This window comes from Streptomyces sp. SID13726, assembly GCF_010548375.1.
Lineage (GTDB): Bacteria > Actinomycetota > Actinomycetes > Streptomycetales > Streptomycetaceae > Streptomyces.
This window is the reverse complement of record NZ_JAAGLY010000002.1, coordinates 557955-583542: the sequence shown is the minus strand read 5'-3', so window position 1 is coordinate 583542 and position 25588 is coordinate 557955. Positions and strand designations below refer to the sequence as shown.

The window sequence follows — 25588 nt, the reverse complement described above, 5'->3', positions numbered from 1 at the left end:
GCTCTCCTGGAGGTTCATCCATGGCGGTCCTGCCCGCCCGCGTTCTGTTCGGTGCCGCGTACTACCACGAGTACACGCCCGCCTACGACCCCGAACTGCGCCCCGACGAACGGCTGAAGACCGACCTCGACCTGATGGCCGACGCCCGCTTCACCGTGATCCGCGTGGGCGAGTCCGTCTGGTCGACCTGGGAGCCGGAGAACGGCCGCTTCGACCTCGACTGGCTCCAGCCGGTCCTCGACGGCGCCCACGAGCGCGGCATCTCCGTCATCCTCGGCACCCCGACCTACGCCGTACCCCCTTGGCTGGCCCGCCAGTACCCCGAGCTCACGGGGGAGTCGCGCACCGGTGAGCGCATCGGCTGGGGCGGCCGCCAGGAGGTCGACTTCACCCACCCCGGCTTCCGCCACCACGCGGAAAGGGTCATCCGTCGGATCGTCGCCCGCTACGCCGACCACCCGGCCGTCATCGGCTGGCAGGTCGACAACGAACCCGGCCTGCACCTCTTCCACAACCACGGCGTCTTCCAGCGCTTCGTCGACCACCTGCGCGACAGGTACGGCGACGTCGAGACCCTCAACCGCGAATGGGGGCTGGTCTATTGGTCCCACCGGCTGTCCGACTGGGCCGACCTGTGGACCCCGGACGGCAACGTCCAGCCCCAGTACGACGTCGCCTGGCGGGAGTTCCAGGCCCGCCAGGTCACCGAGTTCATCGGCTGGCAGGCGGACATCGTCCGGGAGTACGCGCTGGACGGGCAGTTCGTCACCACCTGCATCTCCTACACCCGTCAGGGAGTCGCGGACGACGAGCTGTCCGCACGGCTCGACATCGCCTCCGGCAACCCGTACTACGACATGCAGGACGGCCTCCTGCTGCCCGACCCCACGCCCGACGAGCACGAACAGGTCTGGAAGACCACCGGCGTCTGGTCGATGTACCAGACCGCCGACTGGATGTTCTCCTCCCGCCAGGAACCCTTCCTCGTCACCGAGACCAACGCCAACTCCATCGGCTTCGCCTGGGACAACCGGCCCGGCTACGACGGCCAGTGGCGCCAGGCTGCGTGGGCCCATGTGGCGCGCGGCGCGCGGATGATCGAGTACTGGCAGTGGCAGACCCTGCGCTTCGGCACCGAGACCTACTGGGGCGGAGTCCTCCCGCACAGCGGCCTACCCGGCCGCACCTACGCCGAACTCGCCCGGCTGGGCGCCGAGTTCGACAAGGCGGGAGCGCTCGTCGCCGGTCTCGAACCCGACGCTGACCTCACCCTGGTGTACTCCACGCCCAGCAAGTGGCTCATGCAGAAGCACCCTCCGCTCGCCACCGCCTCCGGCGACCCCGACCCGGCCTCCTACCACCGCATCCTCGACCCCTTCTACCGCGGCGCCTTCGACGCCGGCCGCCAGGTGCGCATCGTCCACGCGAGGCAGCTCCCGACGGCCACGACACCCTCCGAGGCCGTCCGGCGTCACCCGGTCCTGGTGGTCCCGGCCCTGTACGTCGTCGACGACGCCACCCTCGACTGGCTCGCCGCCTACGCCCACGCGGGCGGCCACCTCGTCCTCGGCCCGCGCACCGGATACGCCGACCACGAGGCCCGGGCCCGGCACGAGAAGGCACCGGGACGCCTCACCGACGCGGCCGGGGTGTCGTACGACGAATTCAGCAATCTCGGCCGGGCCGTCCCGGTCCGCCCCGTGGCCGGGAGTCCGCTGCGGCTGCCGCAGGACGCGACGGCGACCCACTGGGCCGATGCACTGACCGTCGCCGACGCCGAGGTGCTCGCCGGCTACGACCACCCGCACTTCGGCCGCTGGCCCGCGATCACCACCCGCGGGCACGGCGCGGGCCGGGTCACCCACGTGGGCACGGTCCCGGGGCGCTCCCTCGGACGGGCGCTCGCCGAGTGGCTGGCCCCCACCGCCCGGCACGGCTGGGGCGACCTGCCGCGGTCCGTGACCGTGACGACCGGCACCGCCGCCGACGGGCGCCGCGTGCACGTCGTCCACAACTGGAGCTGGGAGCCGGTCCACGTCACCGCCCCCGCGCACCTGACCGACGTACTCGACGACAGCACGCTCCCCACCGGGGCCGAACTCGCCCTCGGCGCCTGGGACGTGCGGGTGTTCGTCACCGCGCCGGTCGCACAGAACTGAGCATCGACCGTGGTCATCCTCAAAGGAGAGGCAATGCAGAGAAGACGGCTGGGAAAGGCGCTGGGAACCTTCGCCGCGGCATCCGCGATGCTGGCGATCCCCCTGGGCAGCGCGCAGGCCTACGACCCGACGGGCGGAATCCTCTACCAGCTCGGCAACGAGCCGTGTCTGAAGGGGCGCGGCAACTGCGCGATCTACCCGAAGACCGCACAGCTGCCGAGCGGACGGCTGGTCGCGTCCTTCGAGAAGGCGACCGTCGTACCGGAGACCGGGAGCGCCGACCGGGAGACGCTGCCGGTCTACAAGAGCGACGACTACGGCACGTCCTGGCAGCCGCTGTCCCAGGTCAAGGCCCCGGCGTACCTCTCCAAGGACCCGAAGTACGCGAAGTACACCAGCAATTGGACCAACCCTTACCTCTACACGCTCCCGCAGGACGTCGGAAACCTGAAGTCGGGCACGCTGCTGCTCGCGAGCGTCGTGTCGGGTGACGACTACTACTACAAGGAGCACAAGGCGGCCGATCCGAACTGGACGCCGTCCAACGACGGCGACCGCAAGGACCTGGCGATCGCCCTCTACTCCAGCACCGACCAGGGCGTGACCTGGAAGGTCCTGAACGTCGTCGCCACCGGCGGCTGGCAGGGCGGCAGCGCGGGCGCGGTCGGCCAGAACATCGCCGCCGCCAACACCCGCCGGCAGGTCGACCCCCTCTGGGAGCCGTACCTGATGGTCCACAACGGCCGGCTCGTCTGCTACTACTCCGACGAGAACGACTACACCGGCTTCGACCCCGCGACCGGCGTCCCGACCCTCGACCCGGCGAACGGCACGGCCACGGACTCGCACGGCCAGATCCTGGTCCACCGGACGTGGGACGGCCGCGGTGCCCGGTGGAGCGGGCCCGTGGTCGACATCGCGGGGCTGACCCAGGACATGGGAGGCGGCAAGAAGGAGATCGGCGGCGGCCGGCCCGGGATGACCAACGTCGTCCCGACGACGGACGGCAAGTGGCTGCTGACCTACGAGTACTGGGGCGGCGGGGCCAACGTCCGCTACGCCGTCGCCGACGACCCCACGAAGTTCTACGCCGGCTCCACCGGCAACCCCGTCACCTCACTGCCGGTCGACGCGGGCTCCCGTCCCCTCGCGACGGGCGGCAGCCCGGTCGTCATCCGGCTCCCCGACGGGCGCCTGGTCTACAACGCCGCTTCGAGCGGCAACGTGTGGGTCAACGAGAGCGGACGCAGCGACGGGGTGTGGAAGGAGTACCAGACGACCGCCCCGGGCGCCTACAGCCGCCCCCTCCAGTACGTCGCCGGCACCGGCCGCGTCTCGATCCTCAACAACCAGGGCACGTCGACCATCGCCTACTCCGAGGTCGACCTCGGCCGCTCCCAGGGCGCCTACCACCAGTTGGTGAACCGCAGGACCGGCCAGGTCATCGGCACCGGGAACAAGAGCAACGACGCGAACATCGGCAACGGCGACGTGCCCGACGTCGTCCTGGAGGACTCCGGCGCCGCCGCGAACAAGGACACCCAGTACTGGCACCTGGTGACCGAGCCCAACGGCGGGACGACGCTGCTCAACAAGTCCGGCGGCCGGGCGGCGGCCATCTGGACGGGCAACGCCACGGTCGGACAGCGGATCGGACAGTGGGTCGACAACAGCGCCACCGGCAGCTGGAACCTGATCAGGACCGCCGACGGCTACTACCGGTTCCAGTCGGTCAAGAACACCGGTGTGTACCTGACCGGCGCGTCCCGCGGTGCCGCGCTGACCCTTCAGAACGCCACCGCCGACGGCTCGCAGGACTGGCAGCTGGTCCAACAGGCGCCCGCCGCGGCCGCGTTGACCACGGACACCCGGTCGAAGGGGCTGATCGCCGGTTCCGTGGGACACCGGGCGACCGTGCGGCTGCACGCGGCGGCCTCCGGACCCGGGGGCGCTCCCCTGCACGCCGGCACGACGGGCCGCGCCTACGCGTTCGCCGCCGACGGGAAGGTCACCGACCTCGGCGCGGTGTCCTTCGACGGGAAGCAGAAGGGCACGCTGACCCTGCCGGGGACGGTCGCGGCCGGCCGGACGTACCGGATCGCCGTGGTCTTCGACGGTACGCCGCTGATGTGGGACGAGGTCGCGATCCGGCGCCGGTAGCCCGGACGCCGGCCGGAGGGGCGGGAGCCGACCCTCTCGGGGATCGGTCCCGCCCCTCCGGACCCGTCACACGACCAGCGGGCTCTCCACCTCGACCTTGCCGTGCTCGATGAGCCACCGCAGCGACTCCAGTACCGCCGCCTCGGGCTGGTAGCCGGGCTCGTAGCCGATGAGCGACCTGGCCTTCTCGATGGTGAGGCAGTGGCTGCGGTACAGGTGCTCCCAGCTCACCCGGGCGTGCTCCTCGCTCGTGTCCGCGCGGAACTCCTCCCACGTCACGCTCTCCAGCGTGGCCGTCCGCCCGAACCAGCCCGCCGCCTCATGGGCGAACCCCCGGACGTTCAGCGCGGTCGGGGCGACGACGTGGAAGTCCTCACCCGCCGCCGCTTCACGGTGCTCGATCGCCCTCTCGAAGCCCTGCGCCACGTCGTCGGCGTGCACGTGGTGCATCAGCTCGACACCGAGGCCGGGGATCCGCAACGGCCGCCCCGCCGACAGGGTGCGCCAGACGGCGGGGTCGTTGTTGCCGAGCGGGCCGATCGGGTCCCATCCCTCGCCGACGATGTGCCCGGGATGCAGCGACGTCGTCACCAGGCCGCCGCCCGCGGTCTCGTCCTTCAGCATCCGCGCGATGCGGTCCTTCTGGATGCCGTACTCGCCGAAGGGCTCGGTGCCCTCCCCTTCCGCGATGGGCAGCTTGTGGCTCGGGCCGTAGCGCCACAGGGTCCCGCAGTGCAGCAGATGCCCGACCTCCCCACGCAGCCGCTCCACCAGGGCCGTCGCGGACTCGAGGGTGAAGCACACCAGGTCCACGACGACGTCCGGGCGCAGGTCCGCCACCGTGTCCCCGAAGACGCCCTCGGCGTCCTCCCGCTCACGGTCCGCCACGACCTGCCGCACCTGCCGCCACTCGGGCGACTCGGTGTACGCGGTACGGCTGCCGCGGCTGATGTTGACCACCTCGTGGCCCGCGCGCACGAGCCGCGGGACGAGGAAGGTGCCGATGTGCCCGCTTCCCCCGATGACGACGATTCTCATACGGCTTCCTCTGCTGCTTGCCCTGATCACACGGAACGCGACTACGGCCCCCGTCGCCGAGCCCACCCGACGAGCCTAGCCGGGGCCCGCTCCATGAAAGCGGCCCTGCCGGACGGGCGGGAGGGTGCGCCGGTGGGGGCAGCGGCGGTACCCCTCACGCAGCGTGGCCGAGCGGGCCGTAGCGTGGGGTCATGGACCACCGCTCCGACATCCAGGACTTCCTCACCCGCAGACGGGCCCAGCTCACGCCGGAGCAGGTCGGGCTGCCCACCAGTGGCAGGCGTCGGGTGCCGGGGCTGCGCCGGGAGGAGGTCGCGGTGCTCGCGGGGGTCAGCATCGAGTGGTACCGGCGGCTGGAGCGGGGGCACATCGGCGGGGTGTCCGAGGACGTCCTGGACGCGGTCGCCCGCGCGCTGCGGCTGAGCGAGGACGAGCGCATCTACCTGTTCGACCTGGCCGAGGCCGCCCGGCCCGGCGCCGCGCCCCGGCGCCCCCGTGAGGCCGTCGGCCTGCCGCTCCGCGTCCAGTGGCTGCTGGACTCCATGACCCTCTCGGCGGCGTTCGTCAGCAACGGCCGCCTCGACATCGTGGCCGTCAACGCGCTGGGCCACACCCTCTACGCCCCGCTGTACGACAGCGCCACCACCGCCGAGTACGGCGGCCCCAACATCGCCCGGTACTTCTTCCTCGACCCCGGCGCGCACGACTTCCTCGACGACTGGGGCGTCTCCGCCTCGCTCACCGTGTCCCTGCTGCGCGCCGAGTCCGGGAGATACCCGGACGACACGGCACTGCGCGCACTCGTCGGCGAACTGGCCACGCGGAGCGCGGAGTTCCGCACCCGCTGGGACGCCCACGAGGTCCGTGTCCACCACGGCGGCGTCAAGAGCTTCCACCACCCCGACGCCGGCCTCCTGACCCTCACCTACCAGCCCCTCGACCTGCCGGTCTCCTCCCACGAGGCGCACTCCCTGACCATCTACACCGCCGAACCCGGCACCCCCGACGAGGACCGGCTCAGGCTCCTCGCCGATCTGGCGGCGAAGCGCCGCTAGTACACCGGCGTACGGCACAGCACCCGGCGCGGCCGACCCTGTCTCAGCGGCCGTGGTTGTGCATCACGTGCTTGGTGCGCGAGTAGTCGTCCAGGGCGTAGATCGACAGGTCCCGGCCGTAGCCCGAGCCCTTGAAGCCGCCCCACGGGACCTCACCGGCCAGCACCAGATGGGAGTTGACCCACACGGTCCCGAAGTCGAGGCGCGCGGCGATGGCGTGGCTGCGGCGGGCGTTCTCCGTCCACACCGACGCCGAGAGGCCGAGCGGGACGTCGTTGGCCCGGCGTACCGCCTCCTCCTCGTCGGCGAAGGTCTCGACCGTGACCACGGGCCCGAAGACCTCCTCGCGGGCGACCTCGGCACCCTCGGGGACGTCGACCAGGACGGTCGGAGCCACGAAGTAGCCCGGGCCGTCGAGAGGGCCGCCGCCCGTCGCCACGCGCACGCCGTCCTTCGCGGCCCGCTCCAAGTAGCCGGTGACCCGGTCGAAGTGGGCCTTCGACACCATGGGCCCGACCTCGACGTCCTCCCCGGCACCCGGCTCACCGACGACCAAGTCGCTTACCTCGCCCACCAGTTGCTCGACGAACCGCTCGGCCACCGACTCGTGGACGAGGACCCGGCACGCGGCCCCGCACTCCTGCCCCGAGTTCCAGAAGCCCGCCACCCGCAGGGCGGACGCGGCGGCCGTGAGATCGGCGTCCTCGAACACCAACACCGGTGCCTTGCCGCCGAGTTCGAGGTGCACCCGCTTCAGGCTTTCCGCGGCGGCCCGGGCGACGGCACGGCCGCCGTGCACCGATCCGGTCAGGGCGATCATGTTCACGTCCGGGTGCTCGGCGAGCCGGGCTCCGGCGGTGCCGCCGTACCCGTTCACGATGTTGAGCACTCCCGGGGGCAGGAGGTCGGCGACGAGTTCCGCGAACTTCAGGGTGGTCAGCGGGGTCTGCTCGGACGGCTTGAGGACCAGGGTGTTGCCGGCGGCCAGCACGGGCGCGATCTTCCAGGCCGCCATCAGCAGCGGGTAGTTCCACGGGGTGATCACCCCGATCACGCCGAGCGGCTCCCGCAGGATGACGGAGAGATGGTCCTCGGCGTAGTCCCCGGCCGCCATCGACGTCGTCGCGCGCACCGCGCCCGCCATGAACCGGAAGGTGTCGACGGTCATGCCGACGTCGTCCCGCGAGACCGCGAGCGGCTTGCCGGTGTTGGCCGACTCCAGCCGGGCCAGCGGTTCGGCGTGCTCGGCGACCCGGTCGGCGACGGCGTGCAGCACCTCGGAACGGGCCTTGGGGACGAGCCGCGCCCACCCGGCCTTGGCCCGTACGGCGGCGGCGACCGCCAGGTCGATGTCCTCGGCGGTTCCTTCAGGGACCCGGGCGACGACGTTCTCGGTGCTCGGGTCGACCACGTCGATGAGCGCGTCGGTGGAGCCGTCGAGGAACTTGCCGTCCACGAAGTGCCGGAGCGGAGGCAGGTCGCCGTCGGTGATCAGCGCGGGGGCGTCCGGCGCGCGGCGGACCGTGGTGTGCGTGGTGGTCATGGTCAGCGGTTCCCCTCGGTCGACCGCGGAAGGGCCCGGACGAGAGCGGCGATCCGCTCGGCCGTGTCGGAGTCGAGGGCCACCAGCGGCTCGCGCGGGTCACCGACGGGGAGTCCGGCCGCGTCCAGGGCGGACTTGACCGCCTGGATGAACGGCGCCGACATGATCGCGTCCATCAGCGGATGGATCCGGGACCACTCGGCCCGGGCCCGGTCCAGTTCGCCGGACACCAACGCCCGGTGGACCGAGACGAGTTCGGCCGGCAGCACGTTCGCGGTGCCCGCCATGACACCGGCGGCGCCCTCGGCGATCGAGGTCAGCAGCAGACTGTCCCAGCCGACGAAGGTCGAGATGACGTCGCCGTGCCGGTGGATCAGCTGCCCGGCCTGGGCCATGTCGGCGCTGGTGTCCTTGATGTAGCGGATGTTCTCGACCTCGCGGGCCAACTGCCCCACGGTGTCCGGGGCGAGGTTGACGCCGGTGGCCCCGGGCAGGTTGTAGAGCATGATCGGGAGCTCCACCGCGTCGGCGACCGTCCGCAGATAGCGCAGCGTCTCGTCGAGTGTCAGCGGCTCGTAGTACGGGGCCACCACCATCAGCACCGACGCCCCGGCGGCCTCGGCGTGCCGGGACAGCTCGACCGCCTCCCTCGTGCTCAGCGCTCCGGTCTGGGCGACCACCGGGACGCGTCCGGCCGTCTGGTCGACGACCGTCTCGACCAGATGACGGCGCTCGGCCCCGGTCAGCGCGGCGAACTCACCGGTGGAACCGCAGGCGACGACACCGTCGACCCCGCCGTCGACACTGCGGTCGACCAGGCGGCGCAGTGTCTTCTCGTCGATCTCCCCGTCCGGCGCGAACGGGGTGGCGAGGGCGGTCAGGACACCGCTCAGCTGTGACGACATTCTGGAATCTCCTCAGGTCGATCCGAGTAAGGGGCGGGGGAGGTGCTAGTCCGCCGGGGTCAAGTGGCGGTGCGCGGACTGCCGTTCGGTGGCGAGCAGGCTCCGGGCCTCCTGCGCGGCGGACAGTCCGGTCTGGATCGCGGTCTCGGTGTAGAGGGTGCCGAGGTAGTCACCGGCCAGCAGGACGCGACCGCTGCGCCGGGTCAGGGTCTGCTGGAGCCGGCCGCGGCCGGGGAAGCAGTACGGGGCACCCGTGGGCCAGCGCTGCACCTCCGCCTCCACGACGTGGTCGGCGAAGCCGGGCAGCACCTGGTCCAGGTCGTCCAGGTAGATCCGGCGGATCTTGTCGTCGTCGTGCTCCAGCAGCTCACGCGCCAGGCTGCCCGGCGAGAACGTCATGATGCTGCTGCCGGGCCGGCGCTCACGCTCGTAACCGTGCACGACGTTCGACATGTTGAGGGCCACGTTGAAGGACCGCTTCGGCGTGGCGATGGCGTAGGCGCCGTCCCAGACCTGGCGCCCGGTCTCGTCGCTGAGGAACGCGGCGCTCACATAGGGGCCGTAGACGACCTTCGACAGCGCCTCGCGGACGTCACGGTCGAGGTCGACGGCGATGCGGTGGCTGACGGTCGCGGGCGTGGCCAGGACCACGCAGCGCGCGTCGACCTCCTTCTCGACGCCGTCCTGCCGGTAGCGGACGACGACCGAGCCGTTCTTCTGGACGATCTCGTCGACGTCCGCCCCGAGCCGCACCCGGTCCGACAGGGCGGCGGCGATCGACTCGGTGAGGGTGGAGGGGCCGCCGAGGATGCTCTGCGAGAGACCGCCGCCGATGTTCCAGACCAGGCTGAAGTAGCCGACCCCGGCGCCCGCCGAGAGCTGGTCGATATCGGCGGCGGACCGGGTCACCGTCGGCTTGAACAGGGCCTCGGCGTCCTCGGGCAGATCGCCGATGAAGTCCTTGAAGGAGCGGTCGTTCATGAAGTCGTAGATCCGCTGCTGCCGTTGGGCCTCGGTCTCGCCCTTGCGCCGCTGCACGATCCGGGCGTAGCGCGCCACCTGCACGGCGACCTTGGCGCCCGCCCTGACCATGCCGACCCGCGCCGACATCGGCATCGGGATGCGGAACGGGTAGCTCTCCACCCGGCCCTTCAGCAGCAGCCTGCCGTTCATCGACAGCCCCGCCAGCGAGCCGGGCACCGGGACCGCGTCGACACCGGTGCTGTTCAGCAGCCAGGAGGTGGCCGAGTTCCCGCCGGCGTAGACGTGTCCGCCCCAGTTGAGCCAGTACGGTCCCCTGCGCTCGGAGCGGATACGGCCGCCGACCCGGGCCCGCGACTCCAGCAGGAGTGTGTCCCAGTGCCGCAGTCGCCAGGCGGCGGACAGTCCCGCGATACCGCCTCCCACGATCACTACGTCTTTCATCGGTGCCCTCCTGCGGGTTCACGGGCGGGGAACTCGGCCGCTGCGAGCGGCAGTCGGTCCCCGGACAGCGCGGTGGATGTGACGGCCCGGGCCCCCGGCAGCGGGGGCCCGGCCGGGCGGTCAGACGCTCGCGGGGCGGCCGGTCGGCTCCGGCCGCACCGGCCGGGGAGTCAGCGCGGCGGCCTCGTGCAGGGCCATGCCCCGGGTCTCGGGGGCCCAGAAGACCGAGACGACGGCGCCGAGCAGGCTGATGGCGGCGGCCGCGAGCATGGTGCCGCCGACGCCCCAGCCGGTCAGGGCCATGGGGACGAGATAGGTACCGACGGCCGCGCCGATCCGGCTGGCCGAGGAGGCGAGACCGACGGCGGAGCCGCGCACCTCGGTCGGGAACAGCTCGTTCGGGTAGATCCACTGGAGGATCTGGGTGCCGCCGATGATGACCGCGTACAGGGCGAACAGGGTCATGATCACGCCCGAGGGCGCGTCGGGGAAGACGCCGAGCAGCAGCAGGGCCAGACCCGACCAGAGGAAGCTGTGGATGACCAGCGGGCGTCGGCCCATGCGGTTCACGCCGAGCAGCGCGATCACACAGCCGATCAGGAACATGACGGTGATCATCGCCTCGCCGATGTTGGCGAGCCCGCCCTCCAGCTTCAGCGCGTCCAGGATCTTCGGCCCGAAGGCGTAGATGGCGAAGAGCGGGACGATGGAACAGGTCCAGAAGACGGTGATGTAGAGCATCCGGCCGCCGTAGCCGGAACGCAGGATCGCCTTGATGTCGACGTTCTCGCGCTCCTCCGCCTCGTCCGGCATGTCGGCGATCGTCACTCCGGGGCCGTAGACCTGCTTGAGGACGGCGTTCGCCTCCTCGGTGCGGCCCTTGTTGGCCAGCCAGCGCGGGGACTCGGGGGTGCCGTGCCGTAGCAGCACGATGACCACGGCGGGCAGCGTGGCGCTGGCGAGCATCCAGCGCCAGGCGTCGTCGCCGGTCTGGAGCAGGATCTCGCCGACGATGTACGCCACCGCGGCGCCGACGAACCACATGACGACCAGACCGCCCAGGAGCGGGCCCCGGTAGCGGCGCGGGGTGAACTCGGCCAGCAGCGAGGTGGCGATGGGATAGTCCGCGCCGACCGCCATGCCGATCAGCAGCCGCAGGACGAACAGCCACACCGGGTCGGTGGCCCAGAACTGCGCGACCGAGCAGACGATGATGGCGATCAGGTCGATGGTGTAGAGGAGTTGTCGGCCGAACCGGTCGGTCAGCCAGCCGCCGGTGAACGCGCCCAGGAAGATGCCGATGAGCGCGGACGCGCCGATCAGGCCCTCGGCGGAGTCGGAGAGGTTGAGCTGCGGCGAGATCTGCACCATGGCGACACCGATGATGCTCAGGACGTATCCGTCCAGGAACGGGCCTCCGGAGGAGTAGAGCGCCAGTTTCTTGTGGAAGCGCGACAGGGGCGCGTCATCCAGTTTGTTTCCTGCGGCTTCGGTCATCACAGCCTCCGGGAGCGGTTCCCGGGCCTTCCCGTGCGGGAGTGGGCCGGGCCAGATCGGGGTTTGATGTGCGGTTTCCAGGTCGCGAGCGGTGCGCGCCGAGCGCGGTCGGCTCGGTCGGGCAGGAGAAGAACTCGCGGTTTCCGGGGGACGCCGGCAGCGTGGCCGCCGGATGGCAACGAAGTATGTGAAGGCCGGGAGCGGCCAACAATGGCCCCGGCCCGGCCCCGGCCGCAGGGGTGCTTCCGAGTCGGAAGTTCGGCTACGGTTGCCGCCATGGCCGGCCGCCCCCGTGACACCGTGCTCCTCACCGAGGAGGAACGCGCCACGCTGCTCGCGTGGACCCGCAGCCGCACCTGCTCCCAGGCCCGGGCCCTGCGCGCACGGATCGTCCTGGCCTGCGAGGACGAGCCGACCAACACCGCCGTCGCCGGGCGCCTCGGCGTCTCCCGGGACATGGTCGGCAAGTGGCGCGCCCGCTTCCACGCCGAGCGGCTGGCGGGACTGGACGAGCAGCCCCGCTCCGGGCGGCCTCCCACGGCCGACGACGACACCGTGGCGCACGTCCTCGTCCGCACCCTCACCCCGGCGCCGCCGGGCGCCCGGCAGTCCTGGTCGACCCGCTCCATGGCGGCGGAGACCGGCCTGAGCCAGAGCACGGTGAACCGCATCGGGCGGACCTACCGGGTACGGCCCGGGGTGCGCGCGGCGGCCGGACCGCGCCGGGCGTGGTCGCTGCCGGACCACGCCGAGGAGGTCGTCGGCCTGTTCCTCGCCCCGCCGGTGTGCGTGCTCGCCGTGACGGCACCGGCGGGCGGCAGGCCGGTGCGCAACCCCGCCGCCACCGCCGTGGGCCGGCTGTTCGGGCAGGACCGGGAGGCACCCCATGTCCTGGCCGTGGCCTGCGCCTTCGCGGTGCTGCGGGGCCGGCCGGACACGCCGTGGACGGACCACTCCGCCCTGCGCGCGTTCCTCGACCGGGTGCGGGCGGCGACCGGGGGAGTCGTCCACCTGCTGGCGCACGGGGTGCCCGCGGAGATCCGCGACGCCCTCACCGCACCGGACGCGGCCCCGCACACGCGCCCGCGCTGGCACCTCGCTCCGGGCGCGGCGGAGTGGACCGACGAGACACAGCGCCTGCTCGCCGCCGACAGCCGGCTCAGCCGGGAGGCCGCGCCGGACGTCCCCCGCCTCCGTGACGCGCTGCTGACCTGGTCCACGACCTGGACCGCCTCGGCGGCCCCCTTCACCCGGATCGCCGCACCGCGCCCGCGCTACGACGTCCCGGCCATCTGCGGCCCCGGTAACGACTCGAATGCTCCGGAGGCGCGCGCACCCGGAGGTCCCACGGGGGAGCGCGGCTCCTTTCCCGACGCTCCGCCGGGCGCCCCCGTCACCACCGACCCGGTCGTGGGCAGGCTGCGCGAAGCCGTCCTCGCGGGTGGTTACCGGCCCGGCGACCGCGTCCGGGAAGCGCCGCTCGCGGCCCGGTTCGACCTGTCACGACGGGGGGTCCGTGCGGGACTGCACGCGCTGGCCGAGGAGGGCTTGCTCGAACTGCTCCCGGGCGGAGCGACCGCCGTCCCGGCGATCACGGTGAAGGACGTCCTCGACCTCTACGCCCTGCGCGCGAGCCTCGGCGCGCTGCTCATCCGCCGGGTCGCCATGCTGGGCCCCGACAACCTCGCCCAGGCCACGGCCGCCCTCGCCGAGGTCCGCGCGGCGGCCCGGGACAAGGACCACGCCCGCATCCGCGAGGTCGACCTGTGGTACCAGGACGCCCTCGCCCGCACCGCGGACCTCCCGCAGGCGGCCGGCACCTTCGAACGCCTCACGGCCCGGCTGCGGATGTTCGTCACCGTGCTCGACATGGACTACAGCCAGGCGTTCGACACCATCACCAACGAGGACGCCGCCGTCCACGACGCGCTGCTCGCCGCCGACGGCAACGAGGCGGCCCGGCTGTGGCGGGTCAAGATCGAGCGCTGCGTGCGCTACATGATCGCCCAGCTCCCGGAGGACGACGTGGCCCCGCATCTGTGGGCGACGCTGGCGGGCAGGCCGCGAATGCACCGGGACGATCTGCGGAGTGCCGGGCACTGACGGGTGGTGCGTGACGGGGCTCGGACGGCCCGCGTCCGAGGGTGCCGCACAGCGGCCGAGTGAGACGGTCCCGCTGTACCGCCCGCTGCGGACAGCCCCGCGTACCGGCTCCCGCTTGAGACGGCCCTGCGTGACGCCCTCGCTTGAGACGCCCCCCACAACGCCCCTGCTTCAGACCGCCCCGCGCAACGGCCCACGCTTGAGACGGCCCCGCGCAACGGCCCCGCCTGAGACGCCTCCCCGCAACGCCCCCGCTTCAGACGCCCCCGCGCAACGGCCCCCTCAGACAGCCCCGCGCAACGCCCGCCTCAGATCGCCGCCCGAATCGCCCGCTCGAACCCCTCGACATGCCCCCGGGCCAGCCGCGCCGCCTTCTCCGGCTCACCCCTGACGATCGCGTCGATCAGGCCCCCGTGCTCCTCGACATGCCCTGCCATGTCCGGCAGCCGGTCGATGAACAGGCACCAGATGCGGGTGGCGAGGTTGTCGTGGCGGACGAGGGTGTCCTCCAGGTACGGGTTGTGCGCGGCGGCGTAGACGGCCCGGTGGACCTGGAGGTCCAGGTGCATCAGCTCGCCGGCGTCCTGGCGGCAGGAGTCCGCGCCCGCCAGCTCCCGTCGCAGCGCGGACAGCGTGGCCCGGTCCGCCGCCGTGGCCCGCCGCGCGGCCTGGGCGGCGGCCAGCGGCTCCAACTCCAGGCGCACCTCGGAGATATGGGCCAGGTCGGTGATGTTGACGTCGGTGGCGAAGGTGCCGCGCCGGGGATACGTCGTGATCAGCCGCTCGTACTGGAGCCGCTTGAGCGCCTCGCGCACCGGGGTGCGCCCCACGCCGAGGGACTGGCCCAGCTGCTCCTCGTTGATCGGCGCACCCGGGCGGATCTCGAGCATGACGAGCCGGTCACGGATGGCGCGATAGGCGCGCTCCGCGAGCGACAGCTCCTCGATCTCGGTCGCGACCTGCTGCATGGATGCCCCCTTGACCTGTTCGGCGAGCTCCCATACCTTACCGCACAGGCTGATATATCAGTTGCTCTTTAGTTGGCTCCCAGGATGGTGCACAGATGGCAACGAACCCGTCGCTCACCACGCTCACCTCCCCCCTCTCCCTCCCGCTCAGCGAACTCGACCCGGACGTCGCCACCGCGGTGGAGGCCGAGCTGCACCGCCAGCAGTCCACCCTCGAGATGATCGCCTCGGAGAACTTCGCCCCGGCCGCCGTCATGGAGGCCCAGGGCTCGGTCCTGACCAACAAGTACGCCGAGGGCTACCCCGGCCGCCGCTACTACGGCGGCTGCGAACACGTGGACGTCGTGGAGCAGTTGGCGATCGAGAGGGTGAAGGAGCTGTTCGGCGCCGAGGCCGCCAACGTGCAGCCCCACTCCGGCGCCCAGGCCAACGCGGCGGCGATGTTCGCCCTGTTGAAGCCCGGTGACACCATCCTCGGCCTCGACCTGGCGCACGGCGGCCATCTGACCCACGGCATGCGCCTCAACTACTCCGGCAAGCTGTACGACGTGGTGCCATACCACGTGCGCGAGTCCGACCTGCGCGTCGACATGGACGAGGTCGAGCAACTGGCCCTCGCGCACCGGCCCAAGATGATCGTCGCCGGCTGGTCGGCCTACCCCCGGCGGCTAGACTTCGCCGAGTTCCGGCGGATCGCCGACGCGGTGGGCGCGTACCTGATGGTGGACATGGCGCACTTCGCCGGACTGGTCGCCGCGGGCCTGCACCCGAGCCCGGTGCCGTACGCCGACGTGGTCACGACCACCACCCACAAGACCCTCGGCGGCCCACGCGGCGGAGTCGTCCTGAGCCGCGCCGACCTCGCCAAGAAGATCAACTCGGCGGTCTTCCCCGGCCAGCAGGGCGGCCCGTTGGAGCATGTCATCGCGGCGAAGGCGGTGGCCTTCAAGGTGGCGGCGAGCGAGGAGTTCAAGGAGCGTCAGCGGCGCACGCTGCGGGGCGCGAAGATCCTGGCCGGCCGGCTGCTCTCCGACGACGTGGCCGAGACCGGGATCACCGTCCTGACCGGCGGCACCGAAGTCCACCTGGTCCTCGTCGACTTGAGGAACTCCGACCTCGACGGGAAGCAGGCCGAGGACCGGCTGCACCGCATCGGCATCACCGTCAACCGCAACGCGGTGCCCTTCGACCCGCGCCCGCCGATGATCTCCTCGGGACTGCGCATCGGCACGCCCGCCCTGGCCACCCGCGGCTTCGGCGAGGTCGAGTTCCGCGAGGTCGCCGACATCATCGCCGAGACCCTGAAGGGCGAACAGCCCGACGACGAACTGCGCGCCCGGGTCGAGAAGCTCGCCGCCGCCTTCCCCCTGTACCCCCACCTGACGGGAGACGCGGCATGACCTCCGAGCCGCTGCCGGAGCACCCGGACTTCCTGTGGCGCAACCCCGAGCCGCGCTCGTCGTACGACGTGATCGTCGTCGGCGCGGGCGGCCACGGCCTGGCCACCGCCTACTACCTCGCCAAGAACCACGGCATCACCAACGTGGCCGTGCTGGAGAAGGGCTGGCTGGCGGGCGGCAACATGGCCCGCAACACCACGATCATCCGCTCCAACTACCTCTGGGACGAGAGCGCGGCGATCTACGAACACGCCCTGAAACTCTGGGAGGGACTCCCCGAGGAGCTGGACTACGACTTCCTGTTCAGCCAGCGCGGTGTCCTCAACCTCGCCCACACGCTCCAGGACGTCCGCGAGGGCGTGCGCCGCGCCAACGCCAACAAGCTCAACGGCGTCGACGCCGAGTGGCTGGAGCCGGACGAGGTCGCCAAGGTCTGCCCCATCCTCAACGTCTCGTCCCGCACCCGCTATCCGGTCCTCGGCGGCACCTTCCAGCCCCGGGCCGGTATCGCCAAGCACGACCACGTGGCCTGGGCACTGGCCCGCCGCGCCGACGAACTCGGCGTGGACCTGATCCAGGGCTGCGAGGTCACCGGCTTCCTCAAGGACGGCGACCGGGTCGTCGGCGTCGACACCAACCGCGGCCGCATCCACGCGGGACGGGTCGGCCTCGCGGCGGCCGGCCACAGCAGTGTGCTGGCCGAGCGGGCGGGCGTACGGCTGCCGGTGCAGTCCCATCCGCTCCAGGCACTCGTCTCCGAACTGCACGAGCCGGTGCACCCGACCGTCGTCATGTCGAACCACGTGCACGTCTACGTCTCCCAGGCCCACAAGGGCGAGCTGGTGATGGGCGCGGGCGTCGACTCGTACAACGGCTATGGCCAGCGCGGCTCCTTCCACGTGATCGAGCAGCAGATGGCCGCCGCCGTCGAGCTGTTCCCCGTCTTCGCCCGCGCCCATGTGCTGCGCACCTGGGGCGGCATCGTCGACGTCACCCCGGACGCCTCGCCGATCATCGGGCGCACCCCCGTCGAGAACCTGTACGTCAACTGCGGCTGGGGGACCGGCGGTTTCAAGGCCACCCCCGCCGCCGGCTGGACGTTCGCGCACACCATCGCCACCGGCGAACCGCATCCGCTCAACGCCCCCTTCGCCCTCGAACGCTTCACCTCGGGCGCACTGATCGACGAACACGGCGCAGCCGCCGTGGCCCACTGAGGCATCGAGGAGGACACCATGCTGCTGATCACCTGCCCGTGGTGCGGCCCGCGCAACGAGACCGAGTACCACTACGGCGGCCAGGCCCACGTCCCCCACCCCGAGGCCCCCGCCGACCTCACCGACGAGCAGTGGGCCGAGTACGTCTTCTACCGCGACAACCCCAAGGGCCCCTTCGCCGAGCGGTGGATGCACGGCACCGGCTGCCGCCGCTGGTTCAACGTCCTGCGGGACACCGCCACCTACGAGGTGCTGACCTCGTACCGGCTCGACGAGCCCCGCCCGGGAGGGACCCGATGACCGACCAGCACTTCCGGCTCGGCCGAGGCGGCCGCATCGACCGCGGCACCGTCCTGCGATTCACCGTCGACGGACGGGAGCTGACCGGCCACCCCGGCGACACGCTCGCCTCCGCGATGCTGGCCAACGGCCTCGTCGAGGTCGCCCCCTCGCTCTACCGCGGCCGCCCGCGCGGCATCGTCGCCGCGGGTGTCGAGGAGCCCAACGCCCTGGTGCAGCTGGACGGTTCGTGCTCGGAGGGCATGCTCCCGGCCACCACCGTGGAGCTGTACGACGGCCTGTCCGCCACCACACTCTCCGGCATGGGCCGGCTCGACCCCACCCCCGACCCGGCCGTCTACGACAAGAAGCACGTCCACACCGACGTCCTGGTCGTCGGCGCCGGACCGGCCGGACTGGCGGCAGCCGCCGCGGCGGCCGGTTCCGGCGCCCGGGTGATCCTCGTCGACGACCGGCCTGAGCCCGGCGGTTCGCTGTTCTCCGATGCCGAGTGGATCGCCGACGTCCGCGCGGCCCTCGCCGCCGCCCCCGAGGTCGTCGTCCTCCCGCGCACCACGGCCTTCGGGTCGTACGACGACAACTACGTGCTCGCCCTCCAGCGCCGCACCGACCACCTCGGCACGGCCGCCCCCGAAGGCGTCTCGCGCCAGCGGCTGTGGCACATCCGGGCCCGCCAGGTCGTCCTCGCGACCGGCGCCCACGAGCGCCCCCTGACCTTCGCCGGGAACGACCGGCCCGGGGTGATGCTCGCCGGAGCCGTGCGCACCTACCTCAACCGCTATGCCGTGGCGCCGGGTTCGCGTGCCGTGGTGAGCACGACGAACGACAGCGCCTACGACACGGTCGCCGACCTGCACACGGCAGGCATCGACATCGCCGCCGTCGTGGACGCCCGGCCCGAACTCTCCGACCGGGCAGCCGAGATCGTCACGGCCACCGGCGTGCGGGTGCTGACCGGCAGCGCGGTGGTGGACACGTCGGGGGAGCACAGGCTCACCGGCGTCACCGTCCGGGCACTCGACGCCGAGGGCCGACTCGGCGGTGAGCCCGAGTCGTTGGACTGCGATCTGCTCGCTGTCTCCGGCGGCTGGAGCCCCGTGGTCCATCTGCACAGCCAGCGCCAGGGCACCCTGCGCTGGGACGCCGAACTGGTCGCCTTCGTGCCCGACGGGGCCGTACGGGACCAGCGGGTCGTCGGTGCGGCACGCGGCACGTACGACCTCGACGGCTGTGTCGCCGAGGGAGCGCGGGCGGGTGCACTGGCCGCCGGGGCGGCCGGGTTCCCGGTGGCCGTACCGTCCGAAGCCGCGCGGACCCCTGTCGGCCCTACCCGCGCCCTGTGGCTGGTCCCCGGCCCGGACGGCGAACCCGCCGACTGGGACACCCACTTCGTCGACCTCCAGCGCGATGTCACCGTCGCCGACGTCTGGCGCTCCACCGGAGCCGGGATGCGCGGGGTCGAGCACGTCAAGCGCTACACCTCGCTCGGCACGGCCAACGACCAGGGCAAGACGTCCGGCGTCAACGCGATCGGCGTGATCGCCGAGGCCCTCGGCGGATCGCTGGGCGAGATCGGCACCACGGCCTACCGGGCACCGTACGCGCCGGTGGCGTTCGCCGCGCTGGCCGGGCGCGAGCGCGGCGACCTGTTCGACCCCGAGCGGACCACCTCGCTGCACAGCTGGCATGTGGCGCAGGGCGCGGAGTTCGAGGACGTAGGGCAGTGGAAGCGCCCCCGGTACTACCCGCAGACCGGCGAGGACATGGACACCGCCGTGGCCCGGGAGTGCCGGGCGGCCCGCGAGGGCGTGGCCTTCATGGACGCCTCCACCCTCGGCAAGATCGAGATCCGGGGCGCGGACGCGGGCGAGTTCCTCAACCGGATCTACACCAACGCCTTCAAGAAGCTGAAGCCCGGCACGGCCCGCTACGGCGTCATGTGCAAGCCGGACGGCATGATCTTCGACGACGGGGTGACCCTGCGCCTCGACGACAGCCGCTACTTCATGACCACCACCACCGGCGGCGCCGCGAACGTCCTGGACTGGCTGGAGGAGTGGCTCCAGACCGAGTGGCCCGAACTCGACGTGCACTGCACCTCGGTGACCGAGCAGTGGGCGACGATCGCCGTCGTCGGACCGCAGTCGCGCGAGGTCGTCGCCCACCTCGCGCCCGACGTCGACCTGTCCGCCGAGGCGTTCCCCTTCATGGCCTTCCGGGAGACCACCCTGGCCTCCGGAATCCCCGCCCGGATCTGCCGGATCTCCTTCTCCGGCGAACTCGCCTACGAGATCAACGTGTCCGCCTGGTACGGCCTGGCGGTCTGGGAGGAGGTCTACGCGATCGGCCGGCCGTACGACATCACGCCGTACGGCACCGAGACCATGCACGTCCTGCGGGCCGAGAAGGGGTACATCATCGTCGGCCAGGACACCGACGGGACCGTGACCCCGCAGGACGCGGGCATGAGCTGGGTGGTCTCCAAGCAGAAGGACTTCATCGGCAAGCGCTCCCACTTCCGCGCCGACACCTCCCGCACCGACCGCAAGCAACTGGTCGGCCTGCTGCCGAGCGACCGCACGACGCGGCTGCCCGAAGGCACCCAACTCGTCGCGCCGGACGTCTCCTTGGAGACCGTGCCCGTGCCGATGCTCGGCCACGTCACCTCCAGCTACCACAGCCCGGCCCTCGGCCGCCCCTTCGCCCTCGCCCTGGTCGCCGACGGAAGGGCCAGGATCGGCGAGACCCTGCTCGCCCCGGTGGGCGAGGACCTGGTGCCCGTCGAGGTGGCCGAGTTCGTCCTCTACGACCCCGAAGGGACCAAGCGCGATGGCTGAACCGACGACGCTCGACGCGGGCGCGGGCCCGGTGGCGCTGCGCACCAGCCCGCTGGCCCATCTGGAGGCGCGGATGCGGGCCGCCGCCGTCACCGGCGCCCGTGGCGTCACCCTGGCCGAACTGCCCTTCCTCACCATGGTGAACGTGCGGGTCGACCCCGACTCCGAGGCGGGCGAGCGCATCGGGAGGACCCTCGGGACACGGCTCCCGCGCGAGTGCGGCGGCACCGCCACGTCCGGCCCCCGTACGGTCGTCTGGCTCGGCCCCGACGAATGGCTCGTGCTGACCCGGCCCGAAGGAGCCTCGCCGGGGGCCGAGTTGAGGCAGGCGCTCGCCGACGACCCGGGTTCGGTCGTGGACGTCTCGGCGAACCGCACCACACTGGAGCTGAGCGGCCCGTCCGCCCGGCAGGTGCTGGAGAAGGGGTGCCCGCTGGACCTGCATCCCCGCTCCTTCACCCCGGGCCGGGCGGTGTCGACCACGGTCGGCCCCATCGCGGTGGTGCTCTGGCAGGTCGACGACACACCGACCTACCGGCTGCTCCCGCGGTCCTCGTTCGCCGACTACCTGGCCCGCTGGCTCATCGACGCGATGAGCGAGTACGGCGGCCCGGAGATCGACTGACGGGGACTCCCCTGGGGGAGCAGGGCGCGGTGAGTCGAGGCGGTGGCGAGGTCAAGCGGCGATGCTCCGGCTCCAGCGGACCTCGCCGTCGTGCCAATCGCCGGTGGGGGTGAGCCCGGCGGCCGTGGCCACGGCGGCGGAGGCCGCGTGGGCGGGGTGGACATGGGCCACCACGGTCTCCACCCGCTGCCCGCCCAGCCACTCGACGAGTCCCCGGGCCGCCTCACCGGCGATGCCCCGGCCCTGCCACGAGGTCCCCACCACCCAGGCGACCTCGGCGACGGCACCGTCGACCGTGGCCTGGACGGTGCCCGTCAGAGGACCCTCGGCCCGCAGCCGGATCACCCAGTTCAGCCAGGAGACCGACGGGTCGGGGGAACCGGCGGTCAGCCGCTCGTACCGCGAACGCAGGGCTTCCGGAGTGTACGGAGTCCCGCCGATGAAGGTGTGCAAGGCGGGGTCCGAGAGCACCGCGGCCATCTCGCGCGCGTGCTCGACGCGAAGCGGCAGCAGGTCGAGCCGTTCGGTGCGGATCACCTGTGCGGTGACCGCGCTCACCGCGCACCACCGGTGCCGGGGCGTGGACTCGGGGCGGGGCGTGGAGAGTTGGATACGGCGAGCACAGGTGTCCTTTCCTGACCGGCGCACGGCGGTCGCGTCGTGATTCTCGCTCAGGCGGTCGCCGCGCGCCGGGTGAAGAGGGCGATCATGGCGGCCGTGGCCGCGAGCACCGCGACACTGGTGAGGGCCGCGGAGAGGGAGAACCAGTCCGCCATGAACCCGATCGCGGGCGGGCCCAGCAGCATGCCGCCGTAGCCGAGGGTGGAGGCGATGGCGACCCCGTCGGGACCGGCCAGCCGGCCCGCGCGCTCGACGGCGACGGGGAAGAGGTTGGCGAGCCCGAGCCCGGTGATCATGAAGCCCAGCAGGGCCGCCCAGACCGAGGGGGCGAGGGCGCCGAGCAGCATGCCGAGCGCGGCCGTGGTGCCGCCGCCCACCAGGGTGCGGGTCTGGCCCAGCCGCTCCAGCAGCCTGGTGCCGGTCAGCCGGCCGATGGTCATGGCGAGGGCGAAGCAGGAGTAGCCCACCGCGGCGACCCCCGGTGAGGCGTCCAGGTCGTGCTCCAGATGCAGCGCGCTCCAGTCGGCCAGGGCGCCCTCGCCGTAGGCCGTGCACAGGGCGATCAGACCGAAGGTGACGACGAGCCCGCGGGTACGGGTGTCCAGTCGGCGCGGCGCGGTCTTCTCCTCGGCCGTGCTCTCCGGAGCCGTCGGCGGCTCGATGCGCAGCAGTGCGCGGCCCGCGAACGCGGTGACGAGCAGGCCGATCACGGTGAGACCGAACAGGTGCTGAGTGGGCGTGAGCCCTCCTGCGACGAGCCCGCCGAGCCCGGCGCCGAGCATTCCGCCGAGGCTGAACGCGGCGTGGAAGCTCGGCATGATGGGCCGCCGCAGGGCGCCCACCAGGTCGACGGCCGCGCTGTTGAAGGCGACGTTGATGCTGCCGTACGCGGCGCCGAAGAGCAGCAGCACGGCGCCGAGCGCCGTCGCGGAGTGGGTCAGCGGAGGCAGGGCGACGCTCAGCGAGAGCAGGACCGCGCAGACGACGGTGACCCGGTGGGTGCCGTAGCGACGGCAGAGGCGGCCGGTGAGCATCATGGTGATCACCGCGCCGGCCGAGACACCGAGCAGGGCGAGGCCGAGGGCGCTGGCGGAGGCGCCGGTCTGCTGCTTGATCGCGGGGATACGGACGACCCAGCCCGCGAAGACGAATCCGTCGAGGGCGAAGAAGACGGTGAGGACGAGTCGGAGCCGGGCGAGGGTGCGGGGGGTCTCCGGCGCGACGCTGCGTGATCCGGATTTGTTTATTAGCGGCACAAACTCAGCGTAGGCGGGCGCTCGATTGTCGGCAAGGGTGTTCGGGTGAGCGGAATCGGGAGCGGGGCGCTGTCGGCCGGCGGAAGTCTGCGCCGGACGCGAAACCCCCATGGGATCTGCACCTGTCCGCACATTCCGGCCGGTGAGGCGGCCGTACCGCCGTGGATACAGTGAGACGTGGTCTCTGGCGCACGCGGCGGCACGACCGGGACGGGCGCGATCGACATCGCGCGGCTCGGCGGGATGTGGCGGGTCACGAGACCCTGGCATCCGGGGTTACGGCCGTACTTGCGCAGCTACGTCGGCTACTGGCAGGCGGTGACTGCCCCGTACGAGGCACGGCTGGTGCCGTCCGGGCGGGCCACGCTGGTGATCAGCCTCGCGGAACCGTTCTCCGAGATCCGCCGCCTCGGCGTACCAGACGGCGGCAGCGGGGGCATCGGGTCACTGGTGGTCGGCCTTGAGGACCGGCCCGCGATCTGTGTGCACCCCGGCGGCCAGGAGGCGATCCGCGTCGAGTTCGCGCCGCTGGGCGCCTACCGGCTGTTCGGCATGCCGATGAGCGAACTGACCAACCTGGCCGTCGAGATCGAGGACGTGCTGGGACCCGGGGCCGGGGTACTGGTGGAACGGCTGGCGGCCACTCCCGACTGGTCGGCGCGGTTCGACCTGCTGGACGCGGCCCTGCTCGCCCGCCTCGACGACGGCCCCGCGCCCACGCCCGAGGTCGGCCAGGCCTGGCAGCTGCTCTCCGGCAGCGCGGGGACGGTCCCGATCTCCCGGATCGCCGCCGAAGTGGGCTGGAGCCAGGGGTACTTGACCCGGCGCTTCACCCAGCAGGTCGGGCTCACCCCCAAGGCGTCCGCGCGCGTGCTGCGTTTCCGGCGTGCCGTGGCGATGCTCGGCGGCGGTACCGCGAGCCTCACCGAGATCTCCCTGGCCTGCGGCTACTACGACCAGGCGCACCTCAACCGGGAGTTCAGGGCGATCGCCGGGACCACGCCCGGACAGATGATGGCGGCCCGCCGGGTGGAAGGGGCGCTGGCCCTGACGGCGAGTGCAGATTCGTCCAATACCGCGTCGGCCGCCGGGCGATAGCGTCCGCGTCTGTGCGCCGACGGCCGGTCGGGTGGCGCGGGGGACCGTCCGACCGGCCGTCGGCGCGCGGCCCGGGCACCTTCGGGCTCGGGACGCCATCGGGTACGGGACCTCTTCGGGCTCGGGCGCCTTCGGGTACGGGCGCCTTCAGGCACGGGACGTCGTCACGCAGCCAGGAATCGAGTTGACCGACAACGGCACACGGCGGTGCGGGAGTTCGCCCCCTTCCCGAGACGGCGTGGCCCCGGAACGGCGGGCCGCCCGGGAAGCCCGAGCCAGGCGCTCCCTCGAATTCGGCGCCGCCTGGCTCATCGGCGGTGTCCTCGTCGCCGTCATCACCCACGGGCAGTTCGAGAACGCGGGCGCGTACGTGGTGACCTGGGGGCCGATGGTCTACGGCGTCCACCGGATCGTCGCCGGTCTGCGCCTCCTCATCGGAAACCGGTGGCTGCCCTGACCGGCCTCGACATGCGACGGTTCTCCCGGGCGGCTGTCTCCCTATGTAGACAGTGTCTTTCATTCGGGACGGCCCCGGGGGACGATATGGCGTCCTCGACAGAAGGGAACGTCACGTGGGGGCCGACTCCGTACTCCTGCTCGCCGTCGCGGGAGTCGCCTCGGGGCTGACCGGATCCATTGCGGGGTTGGCCTCGCTCTTCAGCTACCCGGCACTGCTGGCTGCGGGGCTGCCCCCGGTGGCCGCCAACGTGACCAACACGGTGGCGCTGTTCGCCAACACCGCCGGAACCGCGGCCGGTTCACGCGAGGAACTGCGGGGCCAGGGGCGCCGCCTCCTGCGCCTGGCGCTCCTCGCCGCAGCGGGCGGTTCGGTCGGCGCGGCGCTCCTGCTCTCCACCCCGGCCTCGGCCTTCGGCGACGTCGTACCGTGGCTGATCGCCCTGGGCTCGGCCCTGATCCTCGTCCGCGAACCCCTGCGCCGGCTGGCCGAGAACAGCCCCCACTTCACCGCGGGCGGCCTGCGCGCCCGACTGCCCCTGGCCGGAGCGGTCCTCCTCGTGGGTCTCTACGGCGGCTACTTCGGCGCCGCGGCGGGCGTGCTGATGCTGGCCGTGCTGTCCATGTCGGTGAACGAACCCCTGCGGGTGACGAACGCCGTCAAGAACATCGCGACCGGCGCGGCCAACGTCACCGCCGCGGTGGCCTACGCCTTCCTGGCCCCCGTCCACTGGGCAGCGGCGGCGGCACTGGGCCTGGGGTGCCTGGTGGGCAGCCGGATCGGACCCGTGGTCGTACGCCGTCTCCCGGAGAAGCCGCTGCGCGTCGCCATCGCGCTGGCCGGACTGGGTCTCGCGGTCTCCCTGTGGTGGCAGGGAAGTTGAGCGCAAGCGGTCGCAAAGCGCCCGTGTCCGCGAGCGATTCG

The 25588-nt window shown here is 72.2% G+C and carries 19 protein-coding genes and 1 pseudogene; 12 read left to right on the top strand and 8 right to left on the bottom strand.

Annotated features, from left to right (window positions below; translation table 11 throughout):
- The first annotated feature begins 20 nt into the window (after positions 1-20).
- Together G3I78_RS06590 and G3I78_RS06585 are read left to right on the top strand one after the other, a co-directional pair.
- The gene (locus G3I78_RS06590) at positions 21-2159 is read left to right on the top strand and encodes a beta-galactosidase (RefSeq protein WP_164421832.1); all 2139 of its coding nucleotides are present in this window, start codon (positions 21-23) and stop codon (positions 2157-2159) included.
- 33 nt (positions 2160-2192) lie between these two features.
- Positions 2193-3992 (top strand): annotated as a pseudogene (locus G3I78_RS06585) (RICIN domain-containing protein); the annotation flags it as partial.
- 393 nt (positions 3993-4385) lie between these two features.
- Here the strand turns inward: G3I78_RS06585 and G3I78_RS06580 are convergent.
- On the bottom strand, positions 4386-5357 hold the full coding sequence (locus G3I78_RS06580; protein WP_164421831.1) for an NAD-dependent epimerase/dehydratase family protein: 972 nt from the start codon (positions 5355-5357) through the stop codon (positions 4386-4388).
- A 191-nt stretch (positions 5358-5548) separates the two neighbouring features.
- On the opposite strand from G3I78_RS06580, the gene G3I78_RS06575 reads away from it, so the two are divergent.
- The gene (locus G3I78_RS06575; protein ID WP_164421830.1) at positions 5549-6412 is read left to right on the top strand and encodes a helix-turn-helix transcriptional regulator; all 864 of its coding nucleotides are present in this window, start codon (positions 5549-5551) and stop codon (positions 6410-6412) included.
- A gap of 43 nt (positions 6413-6455) precedes the next feature.
- Here G3I78_RS06575 and G3I78_RS06570 read toward each other — a convergent pair whose 3' ends face one another.
- The 4 genes from G3I78_RS06570 to G3I78_RS06555 all read right to left on the bottom strand — a co-directional run bounded on the left by G3I78_RS06570 (position 6456) and on the right by G3I78_RS06555 (position 11782).
- Positions 6456-7955, bottom strand: coding sequence for an aminobutyraldehyde dehydrogenase (locus G3I78_RS06570; protein ID WP_203614428.1), 1500 nt, complete (start codon positions 7953-7955; stop codon positions 6456-6458).
- A gap of 2 nt (positions 7956-7957) precedes the next feature.
- Positions 7958-8860, bottom strand: coding sequence for a 4-hydroxy-tetrahydrodipicolinate synthase (gene dapA, locus G3I78_RS06565; protein WP_164421829.1), 903 nt, complete (start codon positions 8858-8860; stop codon positions 7958-7960).
- 45 nt (positions 8861-8905) lie between these two features.
- A complete protein-coding gene (locus G3I78_RS06560) occupies positions 8906-10285 on the bottom strand; it encodes an NAD(P)/FAD-dependent oxidoreductase (protein WP_164421828.1) in 1380 nt (459 codons plus the stop codon).
- Between the two features lie 120 nt (positions 10286-10405).
- Complete coding sequence (locus G3I78_RS06555; RefSeq protein ID WP_164421827.1) at positions 10406-11782, bottom strand: MFS transporter; 1377 nt, start codon at positions 11780-11782, stop codon at positions 10406-10408.
- Between the two features lie 276 nt (positions 11783-12058).
- Between G3I78_RS06555 and G3I78_RS06550 the strand changes: the two genes are divergently transcribed.
- Positions 12059-13885 carry a helix-turn-helix domain-containing protein gene (locus G3I78_RS06550; protein ID WP_164421826.1) on the top strand — a complete coding sequence of 609 codons (1827 nt, stop codon included), beginning with the start codon at positions 12059-12061 and terminating at the stop codon, positions 13883-13885.
- 308 nt (positions 13886-14193) lie between these two features.
- Here G3I78_RS06550 and G3I78_RS06545 read toward each other — a convergent pair whose 3' ends face one another.
- Entirely contained in the window at positions 14194-14853 is a 660-nt protein-coding gene (locus G3I78_RS06545; RefSeq protein WP_164421825.1) for a GntR family transcriptional regulator, read from the bottom strand.
- A 95-nt stretch (positions 14854-14948) separates the two neighbouring features.
- On the opposite strand from G3I78_RS06545, the gene glyA reads away from it, so the two are divergent.
- From glyA to G3I78_RS06520, 5 genes are read left to right on the top strand one after another with little or no spacing between them, the layout of a single operon-like run.
- On the top strand, positions 14949-16253 hold the full coding sequence (gene glyA, locus G3I78_RS06540) for a serine hydroxymethyltransferase (RefSeq protein ID WP_164421824.1): 1305 nt from the start codon (positions 14949-14951) through the stop codon (positions 16251-16253).
- Complete coding sequence (locus G3I78_RS06535) at positions 16250-17470, top strand: sarcosine oxidase subunit beta family protein (protein WP_164421823.1); 1221 nt, start codon at positions 16250-16252, stop codon at positions 17468-17470. Before glyA ends, G3I78_RS06535 begins: the two co-directional genes overlap by 4 nt.
- An 18-nt stretch (positions 17471-17488) precedes the next feature.
- Positions 17489-17770 (top strand): sarcosine oxidase subunit delta, encoded by a 282-nt coding sequence (locus tag G3I78_RS06530; protein ID WP_164421822.1) that lies wholly within the window; start codon positions 17489-17491, stop codon positions 17768-17770.
- The gene (locus tag G3I78_RS06525) at positions 17767-20607 is read left to right on the top strand and encodes a sarcosine oxidase subunit alpha family protein (RefSeq protein ID WP_164421821.1); all 2841 of its coding nucleotides are present in this window, start codon (positions 17767-17769) and stop codon (positions 20605-20607) included. Before G3I78_RS06530 ends, G3I78_RS06525 begins: the two co-directional genes overlap by 4 nt.
- A complete protein-coding gene (locus G3I78_RS06520) occupies positions 20600-21232 on the top strand; it encodes a sarcosine oxidase subunit gamma family protein (protein WP_164421820.1) in 633 nt (210 codons plus the stop codon). The genes G3I78_RS06525 and G3I78_RS06520 overlap by 8 nt, the downstream gene beginning before the upstream one ends.
- Before the next feature lie 51 nt (positions 21233-21283).
- Here G3I78_RS06520 and G3I78_RS06515 read toward each other — a convergent pair whose 3' ends face one another.
- Together G3I78_RS06515 and G3I78_RS06510 are read right to left on the bottom strand one after the other, a co-directional pair.
- Entirely contained in the window at positions 21284-21790 is a 507-nt protein-coding gene (locus G3I78_RS06515) for a GNAT family N-acetyltransferase (RefSeq protein ID WP_164422123.1), read from the bottom strand.
- Between the two features lie 113 nt (positions 21791-21903).
- Positions 21904-23100 (bottom strand): MFS transporter, encoded by a 1197-nt coding sequence (locus G3I78_RS06510; protein WP_164422122.1) that lies wholly within the window; start codon positions 23098-23100, stop codon positions 21904-21906.
- 186 nt (positions 23101-23286) lie between these two features.
- Between G3I78_RS06510 and G3I78_RS06505 the strand changes: the two genes are divergently transcribed.
- From G3I78_RS06505 to G3I78_RS06495, 3 genes are all read left to right on the top strand, one after another.
- The gene (locus tag G3I78_RS06505; RefSeq protein ID WP_164421819.1) at positions 23287-24207 is read left to right on the top strand and encodes an AraC family transcriptional regulator; all 921 of its coding nucleotides are present in this window, start codon (positions 23287-23289) and stop codon (positions 24205-24207) included.
- 238 nt (positions 24208-24445) lie between these two features.
- Entirely contained in the window at positions 24446-24664 is a 219-nt protein-coding gene (locus tag G3I78_RS06500; protein WP_164421818.1) for a hypothetical protein, read from the top strand.
- A gap of 115 nt (positions 24665-24779) precedes the next feature.
- Positions 24780-25547 (top strand): sulfite exporter TauE/SafE family protein, encoded by a 768-nt coding sequence (locus G3I78_RS06495; RefSeq protein ID WP_164421817.1) that lies wholly within the window; start codon positions 24780-24782, stop codon positions 25545-25547.
- Positions 25548-25588: the final 41 nt, after the last annotated feature.

What these genes read in the sequence shown, in the direction of transcription:
- G3I78_RS06590 (WP_164421832.1), top strand. Translation starts at nt 21, where the DNA reads ATGGCGGTCCTGCCCGCCCGCGTTCTGTTCGGTGCCGCGTACTACCAC.
- G3I78_RS06580 (WP_164421831.1), bottom strand. Translation starts at nt 5,357, where the DNA reads ATGAGAATCGTCGTCATCGGGGGAAGCGGGCACATCGGCACCTTCCTC.
- G3I78_RS06575 (WP_164421830.1), top strand. Translation starts at nt 5,549, where the DNA reads ATGGACCACCGCTCCGACATCCAGGACTTCCTCACCCGCAGACGGGCC.
- G3I78_RS06570 (WP_203614428.1), bottom strand. Translation starts at nt 7,955, where the DNA reads ATGACCACCACGCACACCACGGTCCGCCGCGCGCCGGACGCCCCCGCG.
- dapA (WP_164421829.1), bottom strand. Translation starts at nt 8,860, where the DNA reads ATGTCGTCACAGCTGAGCGGTGTCCTGACCGCCCTCGCCACCCCGTTC.
- G3I78_RS06560 (WP_164421828.1), bottom strand. Translation starts at nt 10,285, where the DNA reads ATGAAAGACGTAGTGATCGTGGGAGGCGGTATCGCGGGACTGTCCGCC.
- G3I78_RS06555 (WP_164421827.1), bottom strand. Translation starts at nt 11,782, where the DNA reads ATGACCGAAGCCGCAGGAAACAAACTGGATGACGCGCCCCTGTCGCGC.
- G3I78_RS06550 (WP_164421826.1), top strand. Translation starts at nt 12,059, where the DNA reads ATGGCCGGCCGCCCCCGTGACACCGTGCTCCTCACCGAGGAGGAACGC.
- G3I78_RS06545 (WP_164421825.1), bottom strand. Translation starts at nt 14,853, where the DNA reads ATGCAGCAGGTCGCGACCGAGATCGAGGAGCTGTCGCTCGCGGAGCGC.
- glyA (WP_164421824.1), top strand. Translation starts at nt 14,949, where the DNA reads ATGGCAACGAACCCGTCGCTCACCACGCTCACCTCCCCCCTCTCCCTC.
- G3I78_RS06535 (WP_164421823.1), top strand. Translation starts at nt 16,250, where the DNA reads ATGACCTCCGAGCCGCTGCCGGAGCACCCGGACTTCCTGTGGCGCAAC.
- G3I78_RS06530 (WP_164421822.1), top strand. Translation starts at nt 17,489, where the DNA reads ATGCTGCTGATCACCTGCCCGTGGTGCGGCCCGCGCAACGAGACCGAG.
- G3I78_RS06525 (WP_164421821.1), top strand. Translation starts at nt 17,767, where the DNA reads ATGACCGACCAGCACTTCCGGCTCGGCCGAGGCGGCCGCATCGACCGC.
- G3I78_RS06520 (WP_164421820.1), top strand. Translation starts at nt 20,600, where the DNA reads ATGGCTGAACCGACGACGCTCGACGCGGGCGCGGGCCCGGTGGCGCTG.